A 17,897-nucleotide genomic window follows, 5' to 3' on the forward strand; every position below is an offset into this window, starting at 1 on the left:
ATGACTTTGATGACTGCCAGTCGACAAGAACTCTATACGATGAAGAAGCCGCCATACTGGCGGCTTCCTTTGATTTAGGTTGGGTAGCGGGCTCAAACCGTTACAGCAAGCTGTGATACGTATCCGTTTTAGGAAAATGGATCGTGACCTTGGTATAAGCTCCCGCCTCCGATTGGATGGATAAATGATGGCCCAGCTTATGCACTAATTGCTTTGCGAGGTAAAGACCCATGCCGGTCGATTTGGCATGGCTTCTTCCGATGGAACCGGTAAATCCTTTATCAAAGACTCGATGAAGATCTTCCGGCTGAATTCCGATGCCCGAATCTATAATATGCATCCTTTTTTCCTGTCGGTCCTCCTCGACCGTGAATGTGATGGTTCCGCCTTCATTCGTATATTTCAAAGCATTCGCAACGATTTGATCAAGGATAAATCCGAGCCATTTCCGGTCGGTATGAACCGATTGCCGAATGTCCTCCATATGAAAGCGAATCCGCTTGTTGATAAACGTTTTTGCGAATTTTTTCGCACAGGTTTTAATGATCGCGTCTAATGGTTCTTCCGTGATGAAGTAATCTTTGGAGAAGGAATCAATTCGAGAATAGTATAATGCCTGCTCCACATAATTTTCAATTTTGTCGAGCTCATCCTCAAGTTTATCGGCTAGGGAATCTGCTGTTTCCCCGGTGCTATTCTCCATTAGCAGACGACTTGCCGCTATCGGAAGTTTCACCTCATGAATCCAGGACAAGATAAATTCCTGATGATCGATCTTCTCTTCATTCAGTTTCCGAAGGTCGCGTTCATGTTGGCGATGCAATTTGGTGAAAAGCTCGAGATACAGCCGTTGTTGCAAGTTTTGTGGTTCAGGGGCAACGACAGTCCAATCATCCCGGTCCAGATGGATCAGTTGCTGAAGCTTCCGGTAATAGGATCTTCGATAATAATAGCCAATTAGCAAGTAAGCTGCGACCAAGGCAAAGCAAACGATATGAATATACAGCAAGTTGCCTGACACGAGGGCCGGGTTGAAGGATAAAGTCATGATTATTGAAATAAAGCCCATCATACCCGCGTACAACATCAAAAAATAACGTTTGTCCTTTATGTATTGAATGAAACTCATGGGACCATATAACCTTGCCCTTTCTTGGTAACAATCCAGTTTTCCTTTCCGATGCCGGCCAGTTTTTTACGCAAGCGGACGATGTTAACGGTTAACGTGTTTTCGTCCACGAAGCTTTCATCCTGCCAAAGATGACGCATGATTTTCTTACGGTCAACAACCTTTCCCTTTTGCTGCATGAGGATTTTCAGTATACTGACCTCCGTTTTGGTAAGCTCCGCTTTCCCTCCTTCATACGAGAGAATACCTTTCTCCGGATGGAACATGACCCCCTCATGTTCGAGCACATCCGATTGCATGTCCGAATAGGAATAGGTTCGGCGCAGCAGCGCATTAACTTTAGCGGTCAACACATCCATATGGAACGGCTTCTGAATATAATCGTCCCCGCCCATATTCACTGACATAACAACATCCATGGGCGAATCGCGGGAAGAAAGAAAGACCACCGGTACATTGGAAATTTCTCTTATCTTCTGACACCAGTAAAATCCATCATACGAAGGCAGGTTAATATCCATGATGACAAGATGGGGTTGGTTATGAATAAAGCACTGTACGACATGGTCAAAGTTTTCGACGATTACCGTTTCCAAGCTCCATTTGGTTAATGCTAATTGGATCATCCCCCGAATGGTCGGGTCATCCTCTACGATCATGATTTTCATAAACGATCCTCCCGGGCGTTACGAGCGGCAAATTAAACACATTGTATACGATCTTCCCGCGGCAGACAAGCAAGTATCCGGGGGTTCTTCCTTTGTCTAATGTGACAGGAATGTAAGGTAGAGGGGGAAGTTGTAAGCTAAAGTAAAGGTGAACTGTATTAAGATCAGGATAAGAAATACATGATGTCGAAATCGTGCTGATTGTTTCTATATTGATAACCAGGAAGGATAGATCAACATGAAAATGGTAGTGAACGCTTCTCAGATTAGAAAGGTTTATGGCGTAAAAGGAAATGTATATACCGCCTTGGATGATATCGATTTGACCGTGCAGGAGGGAGAGTTCGTGGGGATCATGGGGCCGTCCGGCGCAGGCAAGTCGACATTGCTCCATGTGCTTGCGACAATTGATCAGCCTACTTCGGGAGAGGTGATGATTGACGGGGTAGACGTACTGAAGATGGATGAGGAACAATTATCCGCTTTTCGCCGGGATAAACTGGGATTCATTTTTCAAGATTACAATTTGCTGGACACTTTAACGGTGAAGGAGAACATCTTGCTGCCCTTGGCGCTGGCCAAGATGAATGTCAAAGAACTGGAGCATAGAGTGGAGGAAATCGCGGACAAATTCGGCATCACCCCGATTCTGAACAAATACCCGTATCAGATTTCCGGAGGGCAAAAACAGCGGACTGCGGCTTCACGCGCCATGATTTCCGGCCCCAGTCTGCTGCTGGCCGATGAGCCGACCGGCGCTCTGGATTCGAAATCGGCGACCGCGCTGCTGGAGAGCCTGAAAGACCTGAATGAATATGATCAGGCAACGATTTTGATGGTCACTCATGACACGTTTGCGGCAAGCTACTGCACGCGGGTGCTGTTTATAAAGGATGGTCGCATTTTCACCGAACTGACTAGAGGAGATGCATCCCGCAAACACTTTTTTAAAAAAATATTGGATGTATTGACCGTTTTGGGAGGGGATGCAAGTGACCTTGTTTGACATCGTGAAAAAGAACATGAAAGGGAACTTCAAAAACTACACGATCTATTTCATTTCCATCCTGTTCAGCGTCATTATCTATTATACTTTTCTTTCTTTGCAATACAGCCAAGAAATTACGAGTTCAATCGAATCATCGCAGAGCATGCGATCCGTTTTTATGATAGCATCCATCATTTTGATCGTATTTGTTACCGTCTTTATTATGTATTCCAACCGTTTTTTCTCCAGGCAGCGTAAAAAGGAAGTAGGCTTGTACGCGTTACTTGGTCTACCCAAAAAAAGATCGGAAAAATGCTGTTTTATGAAAACCTGATCATTGGGGTAACTGTTTTAATCATAGGAATCTTGATTGGCACATTGTTGTCCAAGCTGTTCGCTATGATCTTAATCAAGCTGCTGGGGACGCCGGTACAGGTAGGCATGGCTTTCTCTCTTCGAGCTCTGATTCATACGCTCATCGTGTTCATGGTGATTATTTTGGCGACGTCGATCCAAGGCTATCGATTGATTTACAGCTTTAAACTCATCGAATTGTTTCGCGCGGAGCAGGAAGGGGAGCAAGAGCCGAAAGCGTCGTTTCTATCGGCAGTGGGTGCAGTTCTCTTTTTGACTGCGGGATATGGGTTCGCCTTCCGCGATTTTGCCGTCACCGAAGAAATTCTTGTCAATCTGAGCGTGATGACTGTCGGAATTATCGCTGGAACGCTTCTGCTCTTCTCCTCGCTGGTCATTGTCTTGCTGAGAACCGCCAAGAAGAGAAAACGAAGTTATTATAAAGGCATGAATTTGGTCATCACCTCTAATTTGGTGTACCGGATTAAAGGAAACGCTCGTTTGTTAAGCGTCATTTCCCTGTTATCCGCTGCGGCGTTGTGCGCCTTCAGCGTCGGCTTAGGCGCATACTATACGTTTGACAAAACATCGAAGCTTACCGCTCCATTTAGCTACATGTATATTGCCCAGGACAACGCCTTTAATAAAAAAGTAGACGAAATCATACGTGGAGATGAAGCGCATCCGATTATTGCGCAAATGACGATTCCGGTGCTGGAGACAAAAGGGGAGGCTTCCAATCCAGAGATCCTTCCGGAGAGAATGATCGAAGCAGACAAAACCCCGCTCAAAGTGGTCTCGATCGATCAATACAACCAGGTGGCAGCGGCGCTGCGCTTCCCTGTACTTGATCCGATCGAACAGGATGAAGCTATAGCGATCCGGCCCATGTATACGGACTATGAGTGGCCCGATTATGAAGGCGAAACGGTCGATATCGAATTGCCGGATCAACGGTTAACTCTTGCTTTTACGGGGATGACCGTAGAACGAATCATGAATTGGAGTTATCCGGATGTGATGATTGTTGTAAGTAACGGCACCTACGACAAAATGGAGGCGCAAGTTTCTCCGACCCGCTATGTCGGGTATGCGGTGCAGGAACAGAAGACGACGAAGCACACGGCTGATGCGCTGGCGTCGCTGAAGACACCGGAATCGAATTTATCTTCATATTATTCCGAATACCGTCTTGGAATCGAAGAAGCGGCCTTTAATGTGTTTATCTTAGGATTTCTTGGGCTCGTTTTTGTCATGGCAACAGGCAGCATGATCTATTTCAAGCAGCTGACTGAAGCAACAGCAGACAAACCACGGTACGATATTCTTAAAAAAATCGGTGTAAGCGGAAAAGAAGTAAGTGTGGCAATCATTAGGCAGAACGCATTTATTTTTGCTTTGCCGCTCATGATCGGCCTTGCACATTACATGGTCATCCTGCAATTGTTAAAAAGATTATTCAGCAATATGGCAGGCGCCAGTCTCATGCTGCCCATCCTGATCTGCGTGGCTGTGTTTTTCCTGATCTACACGGTTTATTATGTGCTCACGGTCAACTCCATCAACAGGATCGTCAATGGAAGGTCTGCCCCCGTGGTTAGAATTGCGGCTATCGCAATCATGGTCTGTCTTCTGGTTCTGATTGGAATCTTCTTCAGCACGGAAACCCCTGCAACGCAGGATGAGAGGGGCCAGGCAGAGAAAATCCAATTACAGCTACCAGAACCTACTGGAGAATATTCTGTGGGGACGATGGAAATGCACTTCAAGGATGACAACCGGGTGGATCCATGGAAACAGGACAGAGACAGGGAACTCATGATCAGCATATGGTACCCCGCCACGGGAAAAAGCGAGCAGAAGGCAGTGTACATGCAGCCCGAAGCAGCAAAATATTATGATGAAAACACAATCTCGACGATCGGATTGGATCCCGGTCGGGTCGATCTCTCCGGTATCGGCACTCACGCTTGGTTAAATGCACCGCCGGCGAACAACGACGTTGGGTGGCCGCTGCTCATCTACTCACCTGGCGGGTCTGTTCCAAGAAACTTCGGGACGGCTGTAGTCGAAGACTTGGCCAGCAGAGGTTATGTGGTCGTTACAGTCGATCATACGTATGAAGCCTCTGCGGTCCAATTTCCCGATGGACGTGTGGCAACGGAGTCATTACCGCCTTTCAGTGCAGAGACGGTACTGAAGATGCTGGAGGTAAGAGTGGATGATATCCAATATGTGTTGGACCAATTCGAACTCATCAAGGAAGGCAGTCATCCAGGCGATCAACCATTGCCCGCTGGACTTCAACAAACATGGGACCTGTCTAAGATCGGAATATTCGGACATTCCGCCGGCGGGGCTACTGCTGCTCAGGTGATGTACGAGGATGATCGCTTTGACGCTGGCATCGACATGGATGGAACGATGGGCCACATGCCCGATAATCCATTGCCGGTGGCGCAGCATGGTTTGGATCGCCCTTTCATGCTCATGAATTCAGGCTACAATAAGGATGGCGAGGTTGATTCCCATCTAACCGCGATGGACCGTCAATCGTTCTGGCAGCATTCGACCGGCTGGAAACTCGATCTAACTATTCCCGAGGGAGCACATTATACGTTTACAGATTATCAGACGCTGCTTCCACAGCTTCAAGATAAGCTGAGCCTATCGCCGCGAGTAGTCCAGCAATTTATCGGAACTGCCGACCCGAAACAGACAATCGCTGCCCATCGAGATTATGTCGCTGCCTTCTTCGATTTTCATTTAAAGGGTGCTCCACAGCCGCTGCTGACCTCTCCGTCCGCAGACTATCCAATGGTTGATTTGTTGAAGTAAAGTCATGAAGATAAACCGCGACACAACAAAACAGGGATGATATCATCTCTGTTTTGTTCCCGTTCGAGATCACAATCATTACTTACAGTTATTGTTTTGTTTTTGCCACAATCTTGATCGCTTATCAATAGAAAAAACAGTATAATAAAAACAAACAAAACTAAACAAAGACATTCGGATAAGGCGGTGGTAGGAATGAATCAGGAGTTTTTGCATCCGGCAGATCTGCTCCTTCAATTTATCAATCGTATTTATAACCATGGCATGACGACCACGTCCGGGGGTAATCTGTCTATCAGGGACGAGAACGGAGATATTTGGATAACACCCGCCGGGGTGGACAAAGGCTCCCTTACACGGGGAGATATGGTATGCGTGAAGGAGGATGGTACGGCCCTGGGAAATCATAAACCATCCAGTGAATTTCCCTTCCACAGGCTTATCTATCAAGCCCGTCCGGATTTGAAAGCAATCATTCATGCCCATCCGCCTGCGCTGGTTTCGTTCAGTATTGTCCGACGCATTCCGGATACCAGGCTGCTTCCGAACGAACGGCAGATCTGCGGCGAGATCGGGATCGCACCTTACGCCCTGCCTGGAAGCGAGCAGCTCGGGGAGAACATTGCGGCTGTTTTCAAGCGCGGGATTGACACGGTCATGCTGGAGAACCATGGCGTTGTGGTCGGAGCCGGGGATCTTCCGCAAGCGTTTAACCGGTTTGAAACCCTAGACTTCTGTGCGAGGCTGGAGATCGAGGCGCGGCGACTCGGAAATCCCGTCCTGTTGACGGATGAGGATTACGACATCGTCCGCAACAAAAGCACGCTGCAGCTGGATACGTATATCCGCGACACCTGCACGTCGGAGGAAAAAGAAATTCGCCGGGACATGTGCGCAATTATGCGGCGTGCGTATAAACAAGGTCTGTTTACAAGCACGCAGGGTACTTTTTCCCATCGTTTATTTGGTCATGATTTTATCATTACACCCTACGGCAAAGACCGCAACCATCTGGAGCCGGGTGACCTCGTTCGTATAGAGAACGGCAAAGCCGAGGCCGGCAAACAGCCGAGCAAATCCGTCTTTCTCCATGAAGCGATTTATAAAATGCAGCCGCATGTCGATTCGGTGATTATCGCGCACCCGCCTAACATCATGGCATTTGCCGTAACGGATACCGTATTCGATTCAAGAACGATTCCGGAGAGTTATATCTTGCTTCGCGGAATGCCCAAGCTTCCCTTTAATGCGGTTTACAATGAGCCCGAGCGTACCGCTTCGCTGTTTAGACCCGATACGCCGATCGCCATCGTGAACAATAATTGCGTCATCGTTGCGGGCCAGAGCCTGCTCAATGCTTTTGATCGATTGGAAGTTGCAGAGTACAGCGCCAAGTCCATTCTGTCGGCCAGAACGCTTGGGAATGTCATACACATCGATGACGATCGGATTCGCGAGCTCGAATCAGCATTTAATCTGGAGTAGTATATGTATGGAATATCTTCAGCTGTAACAAGGCTGCCGCAGGAATAGTGCGGCAGCCTTTCGTTTGTTCCGGCTTAGACAAATCGACATCGGCCTTCACCGTTTTTTGGGGAATCCAGCCCCTTCTCGGAAACGATTCGATATGCGTGTTTTCAAGCTCCTGTTTACAACAATATTAATATTGTCTATTATATAGATAGATCGATCATGTTTATGTTTATTTAACAATTTAAATTAATGTGTTGAAACCTATATTAAATAGGCAGCTATGAGCACAGTTGGATTACGATTTAATTCTTTGGAAAAGAGGAGACGCAATGAATATACCTGCTTCTACAAATCATAAACCCGTGATTATTTCGGATAACTATGGGAAAGTGGATGGGCGATTCGCATATAAGACAGATGTAAGTGCACTATCTTTGGGATTGACCAAGCAGAACGGGGACGGTAGGGCGCATATTGCCGCCAAAGTATGGAGAGCTGCTGAGGAACAAGGGGCCGGTCCATCGGATGAGTTACCTCTTCATCGAATTCTGGATTTATCCATCCTCATTTGCAGTGCCCTGACACATTTTAGCGAAGCCTATAGATTTGAAGATTTATATGACCCGCAACATCCTGTGATCGACCGGATCGGATTGCAGGGGAACGCCATGACGGTAGCAGTATGCACGGATAATGAACAGATTCAGGAGGATATCAAGCTGTTCAACGAGGCATTGAGCGATAATGGTGAGATGATTGGTGAACGTCTGCGCACTTTGACGAGAATGTTAGAAGAATTGGGTTATGTACGGTGAGAAAGCTGCCGGATTGGGAGTGATGAACCCATTCCTGCGTTCAGAGTTAACGAGAGTTTGGAGGTGAGCGGTCATGAAAGACCAGCATGATAATGAATCTTACGTGCTGTCTCCTGGGAGAGTATTGACCGAGGAAGAAAAAAGTCTTGTCTGGAAAAAACCATTAACACATACAGCAAGCGAGGAAGAACGGCGAATCACGAATGAAATCAAGCGTAATTGGCACCGCGGCGAGATGAAAATCGCCACGATTTTATTGGAAGGGGATGCCGGCTCCGGAAAAACGCAGCTTGCCAAGGCGTTGTCCGCAAACTTCAGGTTACCCTATACCAAAGTAACTTGTTTTGCCGATATGGATAAATCGGATATCCTCGGAGCCATTTTGCCGGTTATTTCATCTGATCGAATGAAGCAGTTGGAATCAGCGGACCGAGCGGCCTTGAAAGCATTATACGAAAGCGACGGCTTTCGAAGCTCGACGGAGATTTTGATGGAGGCGCTGGAGATTACACAAGAGATGGCTTCCGCAAAAATGAAGCAATTATTGAAGCTGGCCGCGAATATGGCTCAGGATGGAGCTGTAGAATATCGATTTTACGCTTCCGAGATCGTCCGAGCTTTTCAGAAGGGCTATCTGCTGGAAATCCAGGAACCGAACGTGATTCGGGATGCCGGCGTATTAATGGCATTGAATTCCGCATTGGAGCCGGGCGGCAGTCTTAATCTCCCAACGGAGATCGTGCAGCGGCATCCGGATTTCATAGCGGTGATCACGGCAAACCGCAGTTACGCCGGATCCAGGCCGCTTAACGAGGCATTGCGTGACCGAGTGCAGCATACGGAGAAGATGGACCTGCCGACCAAAGAGATTATGATAGAGCGAGCGATGGCCAAAACCGGCTATCAAAACGATGAAATGCTGGATGTGCTGGCAAGGGTCATTATCCTATTGGATAAAACAGCCCGAGCTAATGCCATTAAAGGCGTGGCTGGCATGCGCTCTTATTTCTATTGGGTGGATACCGTTGCGCAAGGTGCTTCTGCGAGGGAATCCCTTTATCATAAAGTGATTTACAAGATAACAACCGATTCGGAAGAGATCACACTGCTGGAAGAAGCGCTGAAAGGCGAAGGTTTGCTGGATATGTTGGAGGAAGTCCCGGTTGAAAAGAATAAAAAACGAAGCCCAGAGGCAGTGGAGATCGCGACATGGGAGAGCGATATAGAACTGGATTCCATGCCTGACGGGCAAGCTGAGGAAGAAGGGCTCCAGTTAAAGAAGTCCGCTGAAAGCGAAGACAGCACATCCATCCTCGCGGATGAGTCAGCGGATATGGAAAGCACGGATTCAGGAGAGGACGGATCACCGCAATATCATCAGGCCAATCCCGAACCCATGACAGAGGAGGAGAAACAGAAGGAGCGGGACTTCCGCAAAAAGCTGAATCAAGTCTCCAGGGCCATCGTGTCCGATTCGATTCATCAGGCTGTAAAGCTGATCGTTCACCGTCCTGATGTTGACCCGATCCAGCAGGAGGAATATCGGAGTCTGCGTAAGGACATTATGCCCATCGTGCGGGAAATCGCCAGACAGACGATGCCGCTGTTGGAGCACGAGATAACCACGGAATATGCCAAGAACCATTACTATGGTTCTAAGTTTCAGGCAGACAGCGTGGCTTACCGTGATTTCAGGTATTTTGCCAAGAAACGTCCTCCGACGGAATCCCCTGGTCTTGTCGTCGGTTTAAGGGTCGATGAATCAGCATCGATGGCTGCTTTTGGGAGACTCGAGGCGGCTAAGCGGGCGGTCATCGCGGTCTATGAATTCTGCCAAATTTGCCATATACCTGTTTTAATTTATGGGGATACTGCGGATGTTTCCCGTTTGGAGCAGATGTCCATCTTCGCTTATGCCGATTACGATCAACCGGATGTCCGCGACCGGTTCAGGCTGATGGGCATCCGGGCCAGAAGTAATAATCGGGATGGTATGGCTTTAAGAATTATGGCGGAACGGTTAGCAAATTCACCGAAACAAACGAAGCTGTTGATTAGCATCAGCGACGGGCAGCCTAAAGCCATGGATGACTATACCGGTAGTCTGGCGATTCAAGACATGCGGCAGACTCTATCCGAATACGAAAGAAAAGGAGTCAAATTTCTGGCGGCAGCCATCGGCCAAGACAAAGATGTCATTAGTCAGATCTATGGTGCCGAGAGATTTTTGGATATGACCAACCTGAATGAGCTGCCAGCCAAGCTGGTGCGGATCATTTCTCGATACTTGTAACATCATCTTACCGAATTGCTTCAGCCTGCGTGTCATAGTGACATGCGGGCTTGTTTATTACTGATGTCTGTGAATACATGAACGTATCTCCCCGTTCGTTCTTGGTAAACTGGACATGTGCCCCGTTCAAACATTATAGTTAAAAGAATGAAGAGCCCGTCGTTTTGTCGGTTTTTTTCGGTGTCGTGAATCGATGCTCAGCTTTACAACTTGAATATGTATACATAAGTAAGGGAGGACATGTATGGAGCAACCCCGTATTTGGCCGGATCGGTTCAAGCGCTTTTTTCTGAACAATAAATTTGTGCTTCTTTTGCTTGTTCTGTTGCTGGTTGGACTCAATGTGTTGGTTCTAAGCAAAATTTCGTTTGTGCTGCATCCGCTCGCCGTGTTAATCAAGACGATCGTATTGCCGATCATTTTATCAGGAATACTCTATTATTTGCTGAATCCTCTGGTGGATGTGATGGAGAAATGGAAAATCAAGCGTGGATGGTCCATCCTGATCCTCTATCTGGTTATAGCTGGTATTCTAACGATTGTGGTGCTCGCGGTCATTCCGGTGCTGCGCAACCAGATTATGGGGCTGATTGATAACTTTCCGACATATAGCGAAAAGGTTAGACAGCAGTTTGAAGATCTAACGGGCAGCGAGTTGTATAACCAGATTCAAGAAACCATGAACATTAACTCCCAGGAATGGTGGACCACCGTCACGCAGAAGGCAACGGAACTTCTAAACCACACGTGGAGTAGAGTTGGCGGGTTTCTGGGTGCATTTACAGAGGTTGTGTTGTCGATCGTGACGGTACCTTTTGTACTGTTTTATATGCTGAAAGACGGCAAGAAGCTCCCTCTGAAAATATTGTCTTTCCTGCCGACGAAGAGTCGTTCCGGAATTTTGCATGTGCTTCAGGATATCAACCATCAGATCAGCTCGTTTATCCGCGGGCAGATTATTGTGAGCTTCTGTATTGGTATTCTGCTGTATATCGGTTACATGATCATCGGTTTGGATTACGCGTTGATTCTGGCGATTATTGCATCGTTCACCAGCGTGGTGCCTTATCTGGGACCCGCAATCGCGATTACGCCTGCGCTCATTGTAGCTCTGGTCACTTCTCCGGTGATGCTGCTGAAGATGGTGGCGGTATGGACGATCGTGCAATTAATAGAAGGGAAGTTCATCTCACCCCAAATTATGGGTAAAACGCTCAAGATTCACCCCATTACGATTATCTTTGTCATACTGACGGCCGGCAATCTGTTCGGTGTGGTTGGCATTTTGTTAGCCGTTCCCGGCTATGCGGTCCTTAAGGTTTGTGTATCGCATATCTTCGAATGGTTCAAGGACACGTCGGGATTATATGATCCTCGGAATAGCAACACGCCGAAATAGTCTTTTGGCTTGTGTCAATCCGTATGATTAACTCTTGAAGTCGCCATGTTGGCGGCTTTTTTTTCAACCATATTCCTCAATGAATCAGAAGGTGAGTGTAACCATGCTCCACCAGGAAGCGTGGATTCATTGCAAAAACAAATCCGAATTACTATAATGGATATCATAGGTCTATATAATTCGAATTTAAGGGGGGAACCGCTATACAGTTTTCCAAAAGCGTTGATTATGCTCTGCACGCATTAATCCACTTGGCTCATTCGGAGCGTGATCAGAACATCGGGATCAAGGAGTTATCTGCGACGCTGGGCGTCTCGGAAAGCTACTTATCCAAAATCATGTCCAAGCTGAGGCAGGATGGTATCGTGCGGGCTGTACCGGGAGTGAACGGAGGCTACGAGCTGGCCAAGCAGGCAGAGAAGATTACATTCCTTGAAGTGATACAGGTCATTGAAGGAAGACAGCAGTTGTTTGAATGCTCCAATCTCAATTCGCAGCAGCATCGCCTGCTAGCCGAAGAGAAGGCTGCCAAGATGCACGAGGATAATCCCCGTGAGTGCGTATGTCTGGTCAAACAGGTGATGGACGGCGCCGAACGGCAATTGTATCAATACTTGGAGGAGCAAACGATCCAGTCGGTATTGGATGCGGCATCGAAGCGTGGCAGCTGTGCGGAAAACAAGAAGTGATGAACTTCTTGTTTTTTTATATGAATAAGCCGAAAGTTTGGGAGGGATCGTAATCGATAAACTCTTTGAGAAATTAGCGGGTTTGGAGAAAGAGAACATTGGCTTTTACTTCGTCAGCTGCTAAATACTGCAATACACGATTCAACGAATGGTGAGCATGAAGATAGAGTGTTCGGTCAGAGATTGTATAATCTGATGGAAATGCACATAGATGCCGTTAACAACCAGCGACTGCAAGAAGAGGAACGTCAAACTCACTTCCATATTGTGTTCAGTCTTTCTGAAGCCGGTTCATTAAATGTTGCGCTCAGTAAAGTTGGTAAACGGGAGGAATCTCGGGTAGGATTATCGCGCGTTTAAGAAGTCGCCATTGGCGGCTTTTTTGTTTTGATTTTGACCGTTCTTATCCCATCCAAGAAAAACAACTCGGATTTCATGCAATTTTATATTGACCGAATGTTCAGTCTTAAATTATATTAGAATCATAATCTGGATGTATCATCCATTGGAGAGAGGAGTTTTCAAATGGATTTAGCTTATCAAACTCAAGGCAGTGGGACACCTGTTGTGTTGGTACACAGTCCAGGTGTCGATTCAAGAGAATGGAACTATATTGCCCCGCATTTAGCCCGGAGCCATCAAGTCATCACGTATGATGGGCGGGGAACGGGAAAATCCCCAGCGCCGCAAAAACCAACCAGCTTGGTTGAAGACCTTCGGGCATTGCTCGATCATCTGCAAATTGACAGCGCTTCGCTTGTCGGTCATTCCATGGGAGGGCAGGCCGTTACGGATTTTGCCTTGACTTACCCTTCCAGGGTTGACCATTTAGTATTAATCGCACCATCGCTAACCGGTTTCAAGCACGCCCAGCCATTCATCGATTGGATGGCCCAAGTAAATGCATGCGCACCCGATGTCGACCGTCTGGTCGAACAATCGTTGAGCGGGCCTAATTATCGTGTGACGATGTCCAGCTCTGAACGGGACTTTTTGCGCGAGATGCACACGTTGTATATGACCAGAGTGTTTAGTGAGTGGAAGAGCTTCGAGGTGATATGGCCGATGCCGCCAGCGATCGAGCGGTTGGAGGAGCTTGCTGCAAGGACGCTGTTTATTCAGGGAACGGTCGAATGGGAGGATATGCAACGAATTGCGGAACAGTTCAAGCGTGTGCAAGGCATCCGTTTCGAGGTAATCGAGGGGGCTGACCATATGGCTACCCTGACACATGCAGACGAACTTGCCGGTTTGATTGCTGCTTTTTTAGCGAGAGGATAATGGAACACATCGCGGCATGAATTACAAGGGAATAAATAAATTTTTTGCTTGATATAGAGGCAATGCATACACGCAAAAAGCCGCACAAATTGCGGCTTTTTTGATGATTTTATACAGTTAGAGTAGATGAAACGACATAAATTCATTGCGACTTGTTTTTCTCTAATAACGGTATGTGGGAGCGACACGGTTCCAAGCTCCCCGATCGCCTCGATTCCTCACTTTTTGTCTTTGTTCCCCGGTGCAGACGGTTGCTCTTTTTTAGGCGTTTCCTGGCTCGTCTCAAAGTTAATCGGCGGTAAGCCGTTTGCTTGCCACACCGTTCCTCTGCGCTCGTACTCGAATAACTTCTCTATAGCATTCGCAATCTGTGGTCCGACTTCACGCTCAACCAAATACAAGGCCACATCAAGTCCGGAAGTAACACCTCCGCCAGTTACCAAGCGTGGGCCATCTTCCACGATTCTTGCATCGACCGGAATTGCACCGAGAGCCCCTAACGCACCCATGCCTATCTGATTGGTGACAGCATATCTGTCTTTCAACAATCCATCCATAGCCAGCAGCAATGAACCTCCACACACGGTAGCCACCGTAACGTCCTTATTATTCATAGCTTGTTTCATCATCGTTGTTAACCCCGTATCCTTAGCCTGCCTCAATATGTTGGGAATAGCATCTGCGGTATTCCCTGCTGGCTTCCCCGAAGCACCAGGAACTACAATAATCCCGGAACGATTAGGGTCTAACATATCTTGCGCTTCGAGGGCAGGTCCATTCAGCCCGCTCGGTACCGAACGCTTACCTTCTGCAGATACTAATTCTACAGTGACTTTTCCACCAGTGTACATTCCGGCAGCAGCAAATACTTCATATGGCGCTAAGGCGTCCAGCAGATCAAACCCATCGAATAATACGATTTGTACATGCACGCTTTTACCCATGGATGGATCTGGGTTCTTGTTTCTTTCTGCGCTTGCTGCGGGGGCGAATAGACATAGAACGAGTGTTAACGACGTGAGTAAACTAAGTATTTTTTTCATCCTGATACCAATTCCTTTCGATTCGTTCTGATGATGATTTCAGGAATAACTAGCAGCAGCGCTATCGAGCCGTAAACGCCGATGGTGTAGCTAGTAGGGTAAACGTACCCGAATCCCTGATGAAAAAGGGAAGTAATGAGATGGATCAACATGTTTGTGAAGCAAAAGGCATAACTACGAATCATCCAGTTGCGATGTCGAATGATCCTTTTCCTCTTGATTTGCACGAGCGCCGTAATGGTGATAACCAGCCAGATCATATTCAGCAGATTGAATCCCATACTGCTTATTTTGCCGCCTGTCGCGTAGGGGGCCATATATCCGGAAGTTAACACAACCAGCAGTACGGATACGATATATACATAGCCGTTTATGCGATGCAGCCTGCGGCTTCTTTCAAATATTCGATTCGAAAAGTTAATCAGTCCCGATGCCATGGCCACACATGCGAAAGCAACATGAACGTACATGACATTAAGCCAAACCGGGAGATTGAGCTCGCGCTTTAGCCCGGTCTTATGGCTTAAGAATCCCGAAGCACCTGGATCGATCCAATAGTTTTTCACCAAGGCGTGTAGTATAAATAGAATGCTGACACAGGCCAGCAATAGATATAACGATTTTCGTTTCTTCATCCGTTCGCAACTCCCGAAGCTCCATATTTGATACACACCATTTCTGAATACGGAAAAACACGATCGACATACATACCTGGAAGCCAGAGCGCGTGTATGCCGCGGATTTTCTTTCTTACGATTAGGTAACCCGATTTCCTGTTAACTTGGATGCAGGCAGTAAGCCAGCTTTGGCTATACCAACCATGTGATCTCCATCGGCGACAACTTCAAACTTGAGATTCAAGCGCATGGGTTTCGTGATTCGTAGTGACCAGGCCAGCTTGTTATCCTGAAGTACAGGGTTCATAAACTCAATGGTTTCATCCCCCTGCGTTGCCGTGCCCTGGATCAAATCGTCCCTTGTCAATATGGAGAGCTTGACCTCCATCTTCCCGACGGGCGTAGCGATAGTGGTCTCCCAATCCCCGTCGAAGACCGATGCCTGTATGCTTTTGCTATGCTGGGAGCTTGGCGTGGGTATCATTGCTGTTTTGTTCACCGCGGCATTTGGTTCGTCGCTCGGCACTGATTTATTAACGTTAGGCTTTATCCCTGTATCCTTCCAAACCGTGCCTCTTCGTTCATATTCGAATAACCGCTCTACCGCGTGAGCGATACGAGGTCCAAGTTCACGTTCCACCAGATATAGCGCTACATCGAGTCCTGAAGTTACGCCGCCACCGGTAACCAGATTGCCGTCGTCCACGACGCGAGCCGAGACGGGAACTGCCCCAGTTGCACTAAGTAAGGCCATGCCCAGATGGTTCGTTACCGCCGGCCGGCCTTCTAAGAGGCCTCCCATAGCAAGAATCAGGGAACCGCCACAGACCGTAGCGACTGTAATGTCTTTGTGCTGGAGAGCCTGCTTGATCAACCGGGTCAATTCGGTACTCATGGCCCGGCCCAGAATAGCCGGAACCGAATCGGGCCCATCTCCCTCGACGTCGCCGGACGCGCCAGGTACGAGAATGATGCCCGCTCGTTCCGGGTCCAGTCTGCCACTTGCTTCAATCCTCAACCCGTTGATGCCGCTAGGCACGGATCTTGATCCCTCGGCGGTGACCAATTCTACGTTTAACGCATTTTCAGCATTCATGGCTGCAGCACAGAAGACCTCGTAAGGCGCTATCGCATCCAGCAGGTCGAAGCCGTCAAACAACACAATTTGAACGTTAAGCATCCATAAATCCTCCTAGTCTCTATTTAGTCAAAAGATCTTTCAGCTTACGATATTCCTTCTCATCAATTTCACCATTGGCCATTCGGTTCTTCAGAATCATAGCGACGTCATTCTTTTGATGACCGTTTTTGTAACGATAACGAATCGCGTATACTCGAACCGCCAGGAAAGAAAACAGCGTGAGACAAAACAAAGCGCCGAAAGGAAAGAACGAGAAGGCGTTATTTTCCAAACCCATATGTATACCTCCTTTATCATGGTGTGCGGGACGATCACCCGAAGTTGGGGCTGGTCGTGTGCGCAAATAGAAGCATACCAAACGAATATCTCAAACAAAGATGAAAAAAGATCACAAAAGTATAAAGAAAACATCACAATACATAAGCTCGCGTTAGTTCTTGTTAAAAAAAATGATAAACTAGGAAAGCAAAGGTGGGATAAACATGAGCGTATCAAAGACGATTCTGGTTGTAGACGATGACCAAGATATTGTTGAGCTATTAAGGGATTTTCTAGAGAATGACCACTTTCAAGTGAAAACCGCTTGCGACACCGCTCAAGCGTGGGACATATTTAAGGAAAACTCCGTTGATTGTATTGTTCTTGACATTATGATGCCGGGACAAAATGGATTTGAGTTTTGCCGCCGGATTCGCGGGGAGAGCAATGTACCAATCCTGTTCTTGAGCGCTCGCAGCGATGATGTGGATAAGATTCGAGGCCTTACCCTCGGAGGCGATGATTACATCGTCAAAACCGCTTCGCCGGGTGAGATCGTTGCCAGAGTAAAAGCCGTATTGCGGCGGTCCGCTTCCCCACAACAATTGGATAACAGGGTCTTGGATTACGGACGCATTAAATTAAACCTGTCCACAAGAGAAGTACTAGTGGATGGAAACAACATCGTGCTCACACCCAGGGAATATGAGCTGCTGCGATTATTTGCCGAACATCCGAGACATGTTTTCTCCTATGAACAATTACTTTCGAAGTTTTGGGATGGGGTGGGCGACAGGCATACAATTCGGGTCCATCTTAGTCGGCTTCGCGAGAAAATCGAAGCTGATCCGAATAAACCGATATTCCTGGTCAACGTATGGGGAGTAGGGTATCGCTTTGAGGGAGGGTAA

General features: G+C 47.4%; 16 protein-coding genes. 10 read left to right on the forward strand and 6 right to left on the reverse strand.

Annotated elements, in window-relative coordinates; all coding sequences use genetic code 11:
• Positions 1–100 precede the first annotated feature (100 nt).
• Both BJP58_RS01390 and BJP58_RS01395 read right to left on the reverse strand, forming a co-directional pair.
• Positions 101–1,129 (reverse strand): sensor histidine kinase, encoded by a 1,029-nt coding sequence (locus BJP58_RS01390; RefSeq protein WP_194542476.1) that lies wholly within the window; start codon positions 1,127–1,129, stop codon positions 101–103.
• Positions 1,126–1,797 carry a response regulator transcription factor gene (locus tag BJP58_RS01395; protein WP_194542477.1) on the reverse strand — a complete coding sequence of 224 codons (672 nt, stop codon included), beginning with the start codon at positions 1,795–1,797 and terminating at the stop codon, positions 1,126–1,128. The genes BJP58_RS01390 and BJP58_RS01395 overlap by 4 nt, the downstream gene beginning before the upstream one ends.
• Positions 1,798–2,035: 238 nt before the next feature.
• Here BJP58_RS01395 and BJP58_RS01400 point away from each other — a divergent pair, with 238 nt between their 5' ends.
• From BJP58_RS01400 to BJP58_RS01435, 9 genes are all read left to right on the forward strand, one after another.
• Complete coding sequence (locus BJP58_RS01400) at positions 2,036–2,803, forward strand: ABC transporter ATP-binding protein (protein WP_194542478.1); 768 nt, start codon at positions 2,036–2,038, stop codon at positions 2,801–2,803.
• Positions 2,790–3,119: a hypothetical protein gene (locus BJP58_RS33430; RefSeq protein WP_233354857.1), complete on the forward strand. Its 330-nt coding sequence runs from the start codon at positions 2,790–2,792 to the stop codon at positions 3,117–3,119. The genes BJP58_RS01400 and BJP58_RS33430 overlap by 14 nt, the downstream gene beginning before the upstream one ends.
• Positions 3,120–3,151: 32 nt before the next feature.
• Positions 3,152–5,977, forward strand: coding sequence for an alpha/beta hydrolase (locus tag BJP58_RS01405; RefSeq protein ID WP_233354858.1), 2,826 nt, complete (start codon positions 3,152–3,154; stop codon positions 5,975–5,977).
• A gap of 195 nt (positions 5,978–6,172) precedes the next feature.
• Complete coding sequence (locus tag BJP58_RS01410; RefSeq protein WP_194542479.1) at positions 6,173–7,462, forward strand: class II aldolase/adducin family protein; 1,290 nt, start codon at positions 6,173–6,175, stop codon at positions 7,460–7,462.
• A 317-nt stretch (positions 7,463–7,779) separates the two neighbouring features.
• Positions 7,780–8,265, forward strand: coding sequence for a DUF6530 family protein (locus BJP58_RS01415; protein WP_194542480.1), 486 nt, complete (start codon positions 7,780–7,782; stop codon positions 8,263–8,265).
• Positions 8,266–8,338: 73 nt separating this feature from the next.
• Positions 8,339–10,558 (forward strand): AAA family ATPase, encoded by a 2,220-nt coding sequence (locus BJP58_RS01420; RefSeq protein ID WP_194542481.1) that lies wholly within the window; start codon positions 8,339–8,341, stop codon positions 10,556–10,558.
• 244 nt (positions 10,559–10,802) lie between these two features.
• The gene (locus BJP58_RS01425) at positions 10,803–11,957 is read left to right on the forward strand and encodes an AI-2E family transporter (protein WP_071221663.1); all 1,155 of its coding nucleotides are present in this window, start codon (positions 10,803–10,805) and stop codon (positions 11,955–11,957) included.
• Positions 11,958–12,160: 203 nt separating this feature from the next.
• Positions 12,161–12,646: an RrF2 family transcriptional regulator gene (locus tag BJP58_RS01430; RefSeq protein ID WP_194544771.1), complete on the forward strand. Its 486-nt coding sequence runs from the start codon at positions 12,161–12,163 to the stop codon at positions 12,644–12,646.
• Positions 12,647–13,171: 525 nt separating this feature from the next.
• Positions 13,172–13,927: an alpha/beta fold hydrolase gene (locus BJP58_RS01435; protein ID WP_194542482.1), complete on the forward strand. Its 756-nt coding sequence runs from the start codon at positions 13,172–13,174 to the stop codon at positions 13,925–13,927.
• A 218-nt stretch (positions 13,928–14,145) separates the two neighbouring features.
• Here the strand turns inward: BJP58_RS01435 and BJP58_RS01440 are convergent, their stop codons facing one another.
• The 4 genes from BJP58_RS01440 to BJP58_RS01455 form a co-directional block, all read right to left on the reverse strand.
• A complete protein-coding gene (locus BJP58_RS01440; RefSeq protein WP_233354859.1) occupies positions 14,146–14,871 on the reverse strand; it encodes a DJ-1/PfpI family protein in 726 nt (241 codons plus the stop codon).
• 95 nt (positions 14,872–14,966) lie between these two features.
• A complete protein-coding gene (locus BJP58_RS01445; protein WP_194542484.1) occupies positions 14,967–15,605 on the reverse strand; it encodes a DUF2306 domain-containing protein in 639 nt (212 codons plus the stop codon).
• 121 nt (positions 15,606–15,726) lie between these two features.
• The gene (locus BJP58_RS01450) at positions 15,727–16,767 is read right to left on the reverse strand and encodes a DJ-1/PfpI family protein (RefSeq protein ID WP_194542485.1); all 1,041 of its coding nucleotides are present in this window, start codon (positions 16,765–16,767) and stop codon (positions 15,727–15,729) included.
• A 19-nt stretch (positions 16,768–16,786) separates the two neighbouring features.
• The gene (locus tag BJP58_RS01455) at positions 16,787–17,005 is read right to left on the reverse strand and encodes an SHOCT domain-containing protein (protein WP_194542486.1); all 219 of its coding nucleotides are present in this window, start codon (positions 17,003–17,005) and stop codon (positions 16,787–16,789) included.
• A gap of 205 nt (positions 17,006–17,210) precedes the next feature.
• On the opposite strand from BJP58_RS01455, the gene BJP58_RS01460 reads away from it, so the two are divergent.
• On the forward strand, positions 17,211–17,897 hold the full coding sequence (locus BJP58_RS01460) for a response regulator transcription factor (RefSeq protein ID WP_194542487.1): 687 nt from the start codon (positions 17,211–17,213) through the stop codon (positions 17,895–17,897).

The sequence above is a fragment of the Paenibacillus sp. JZ16 genome, from assembly GCF_015326965.1.
GTDB lineage: Bacteria > Bacillota > Bacilli > Paenibacillales > Paenibacillaceae > Paenibacillus_AQ.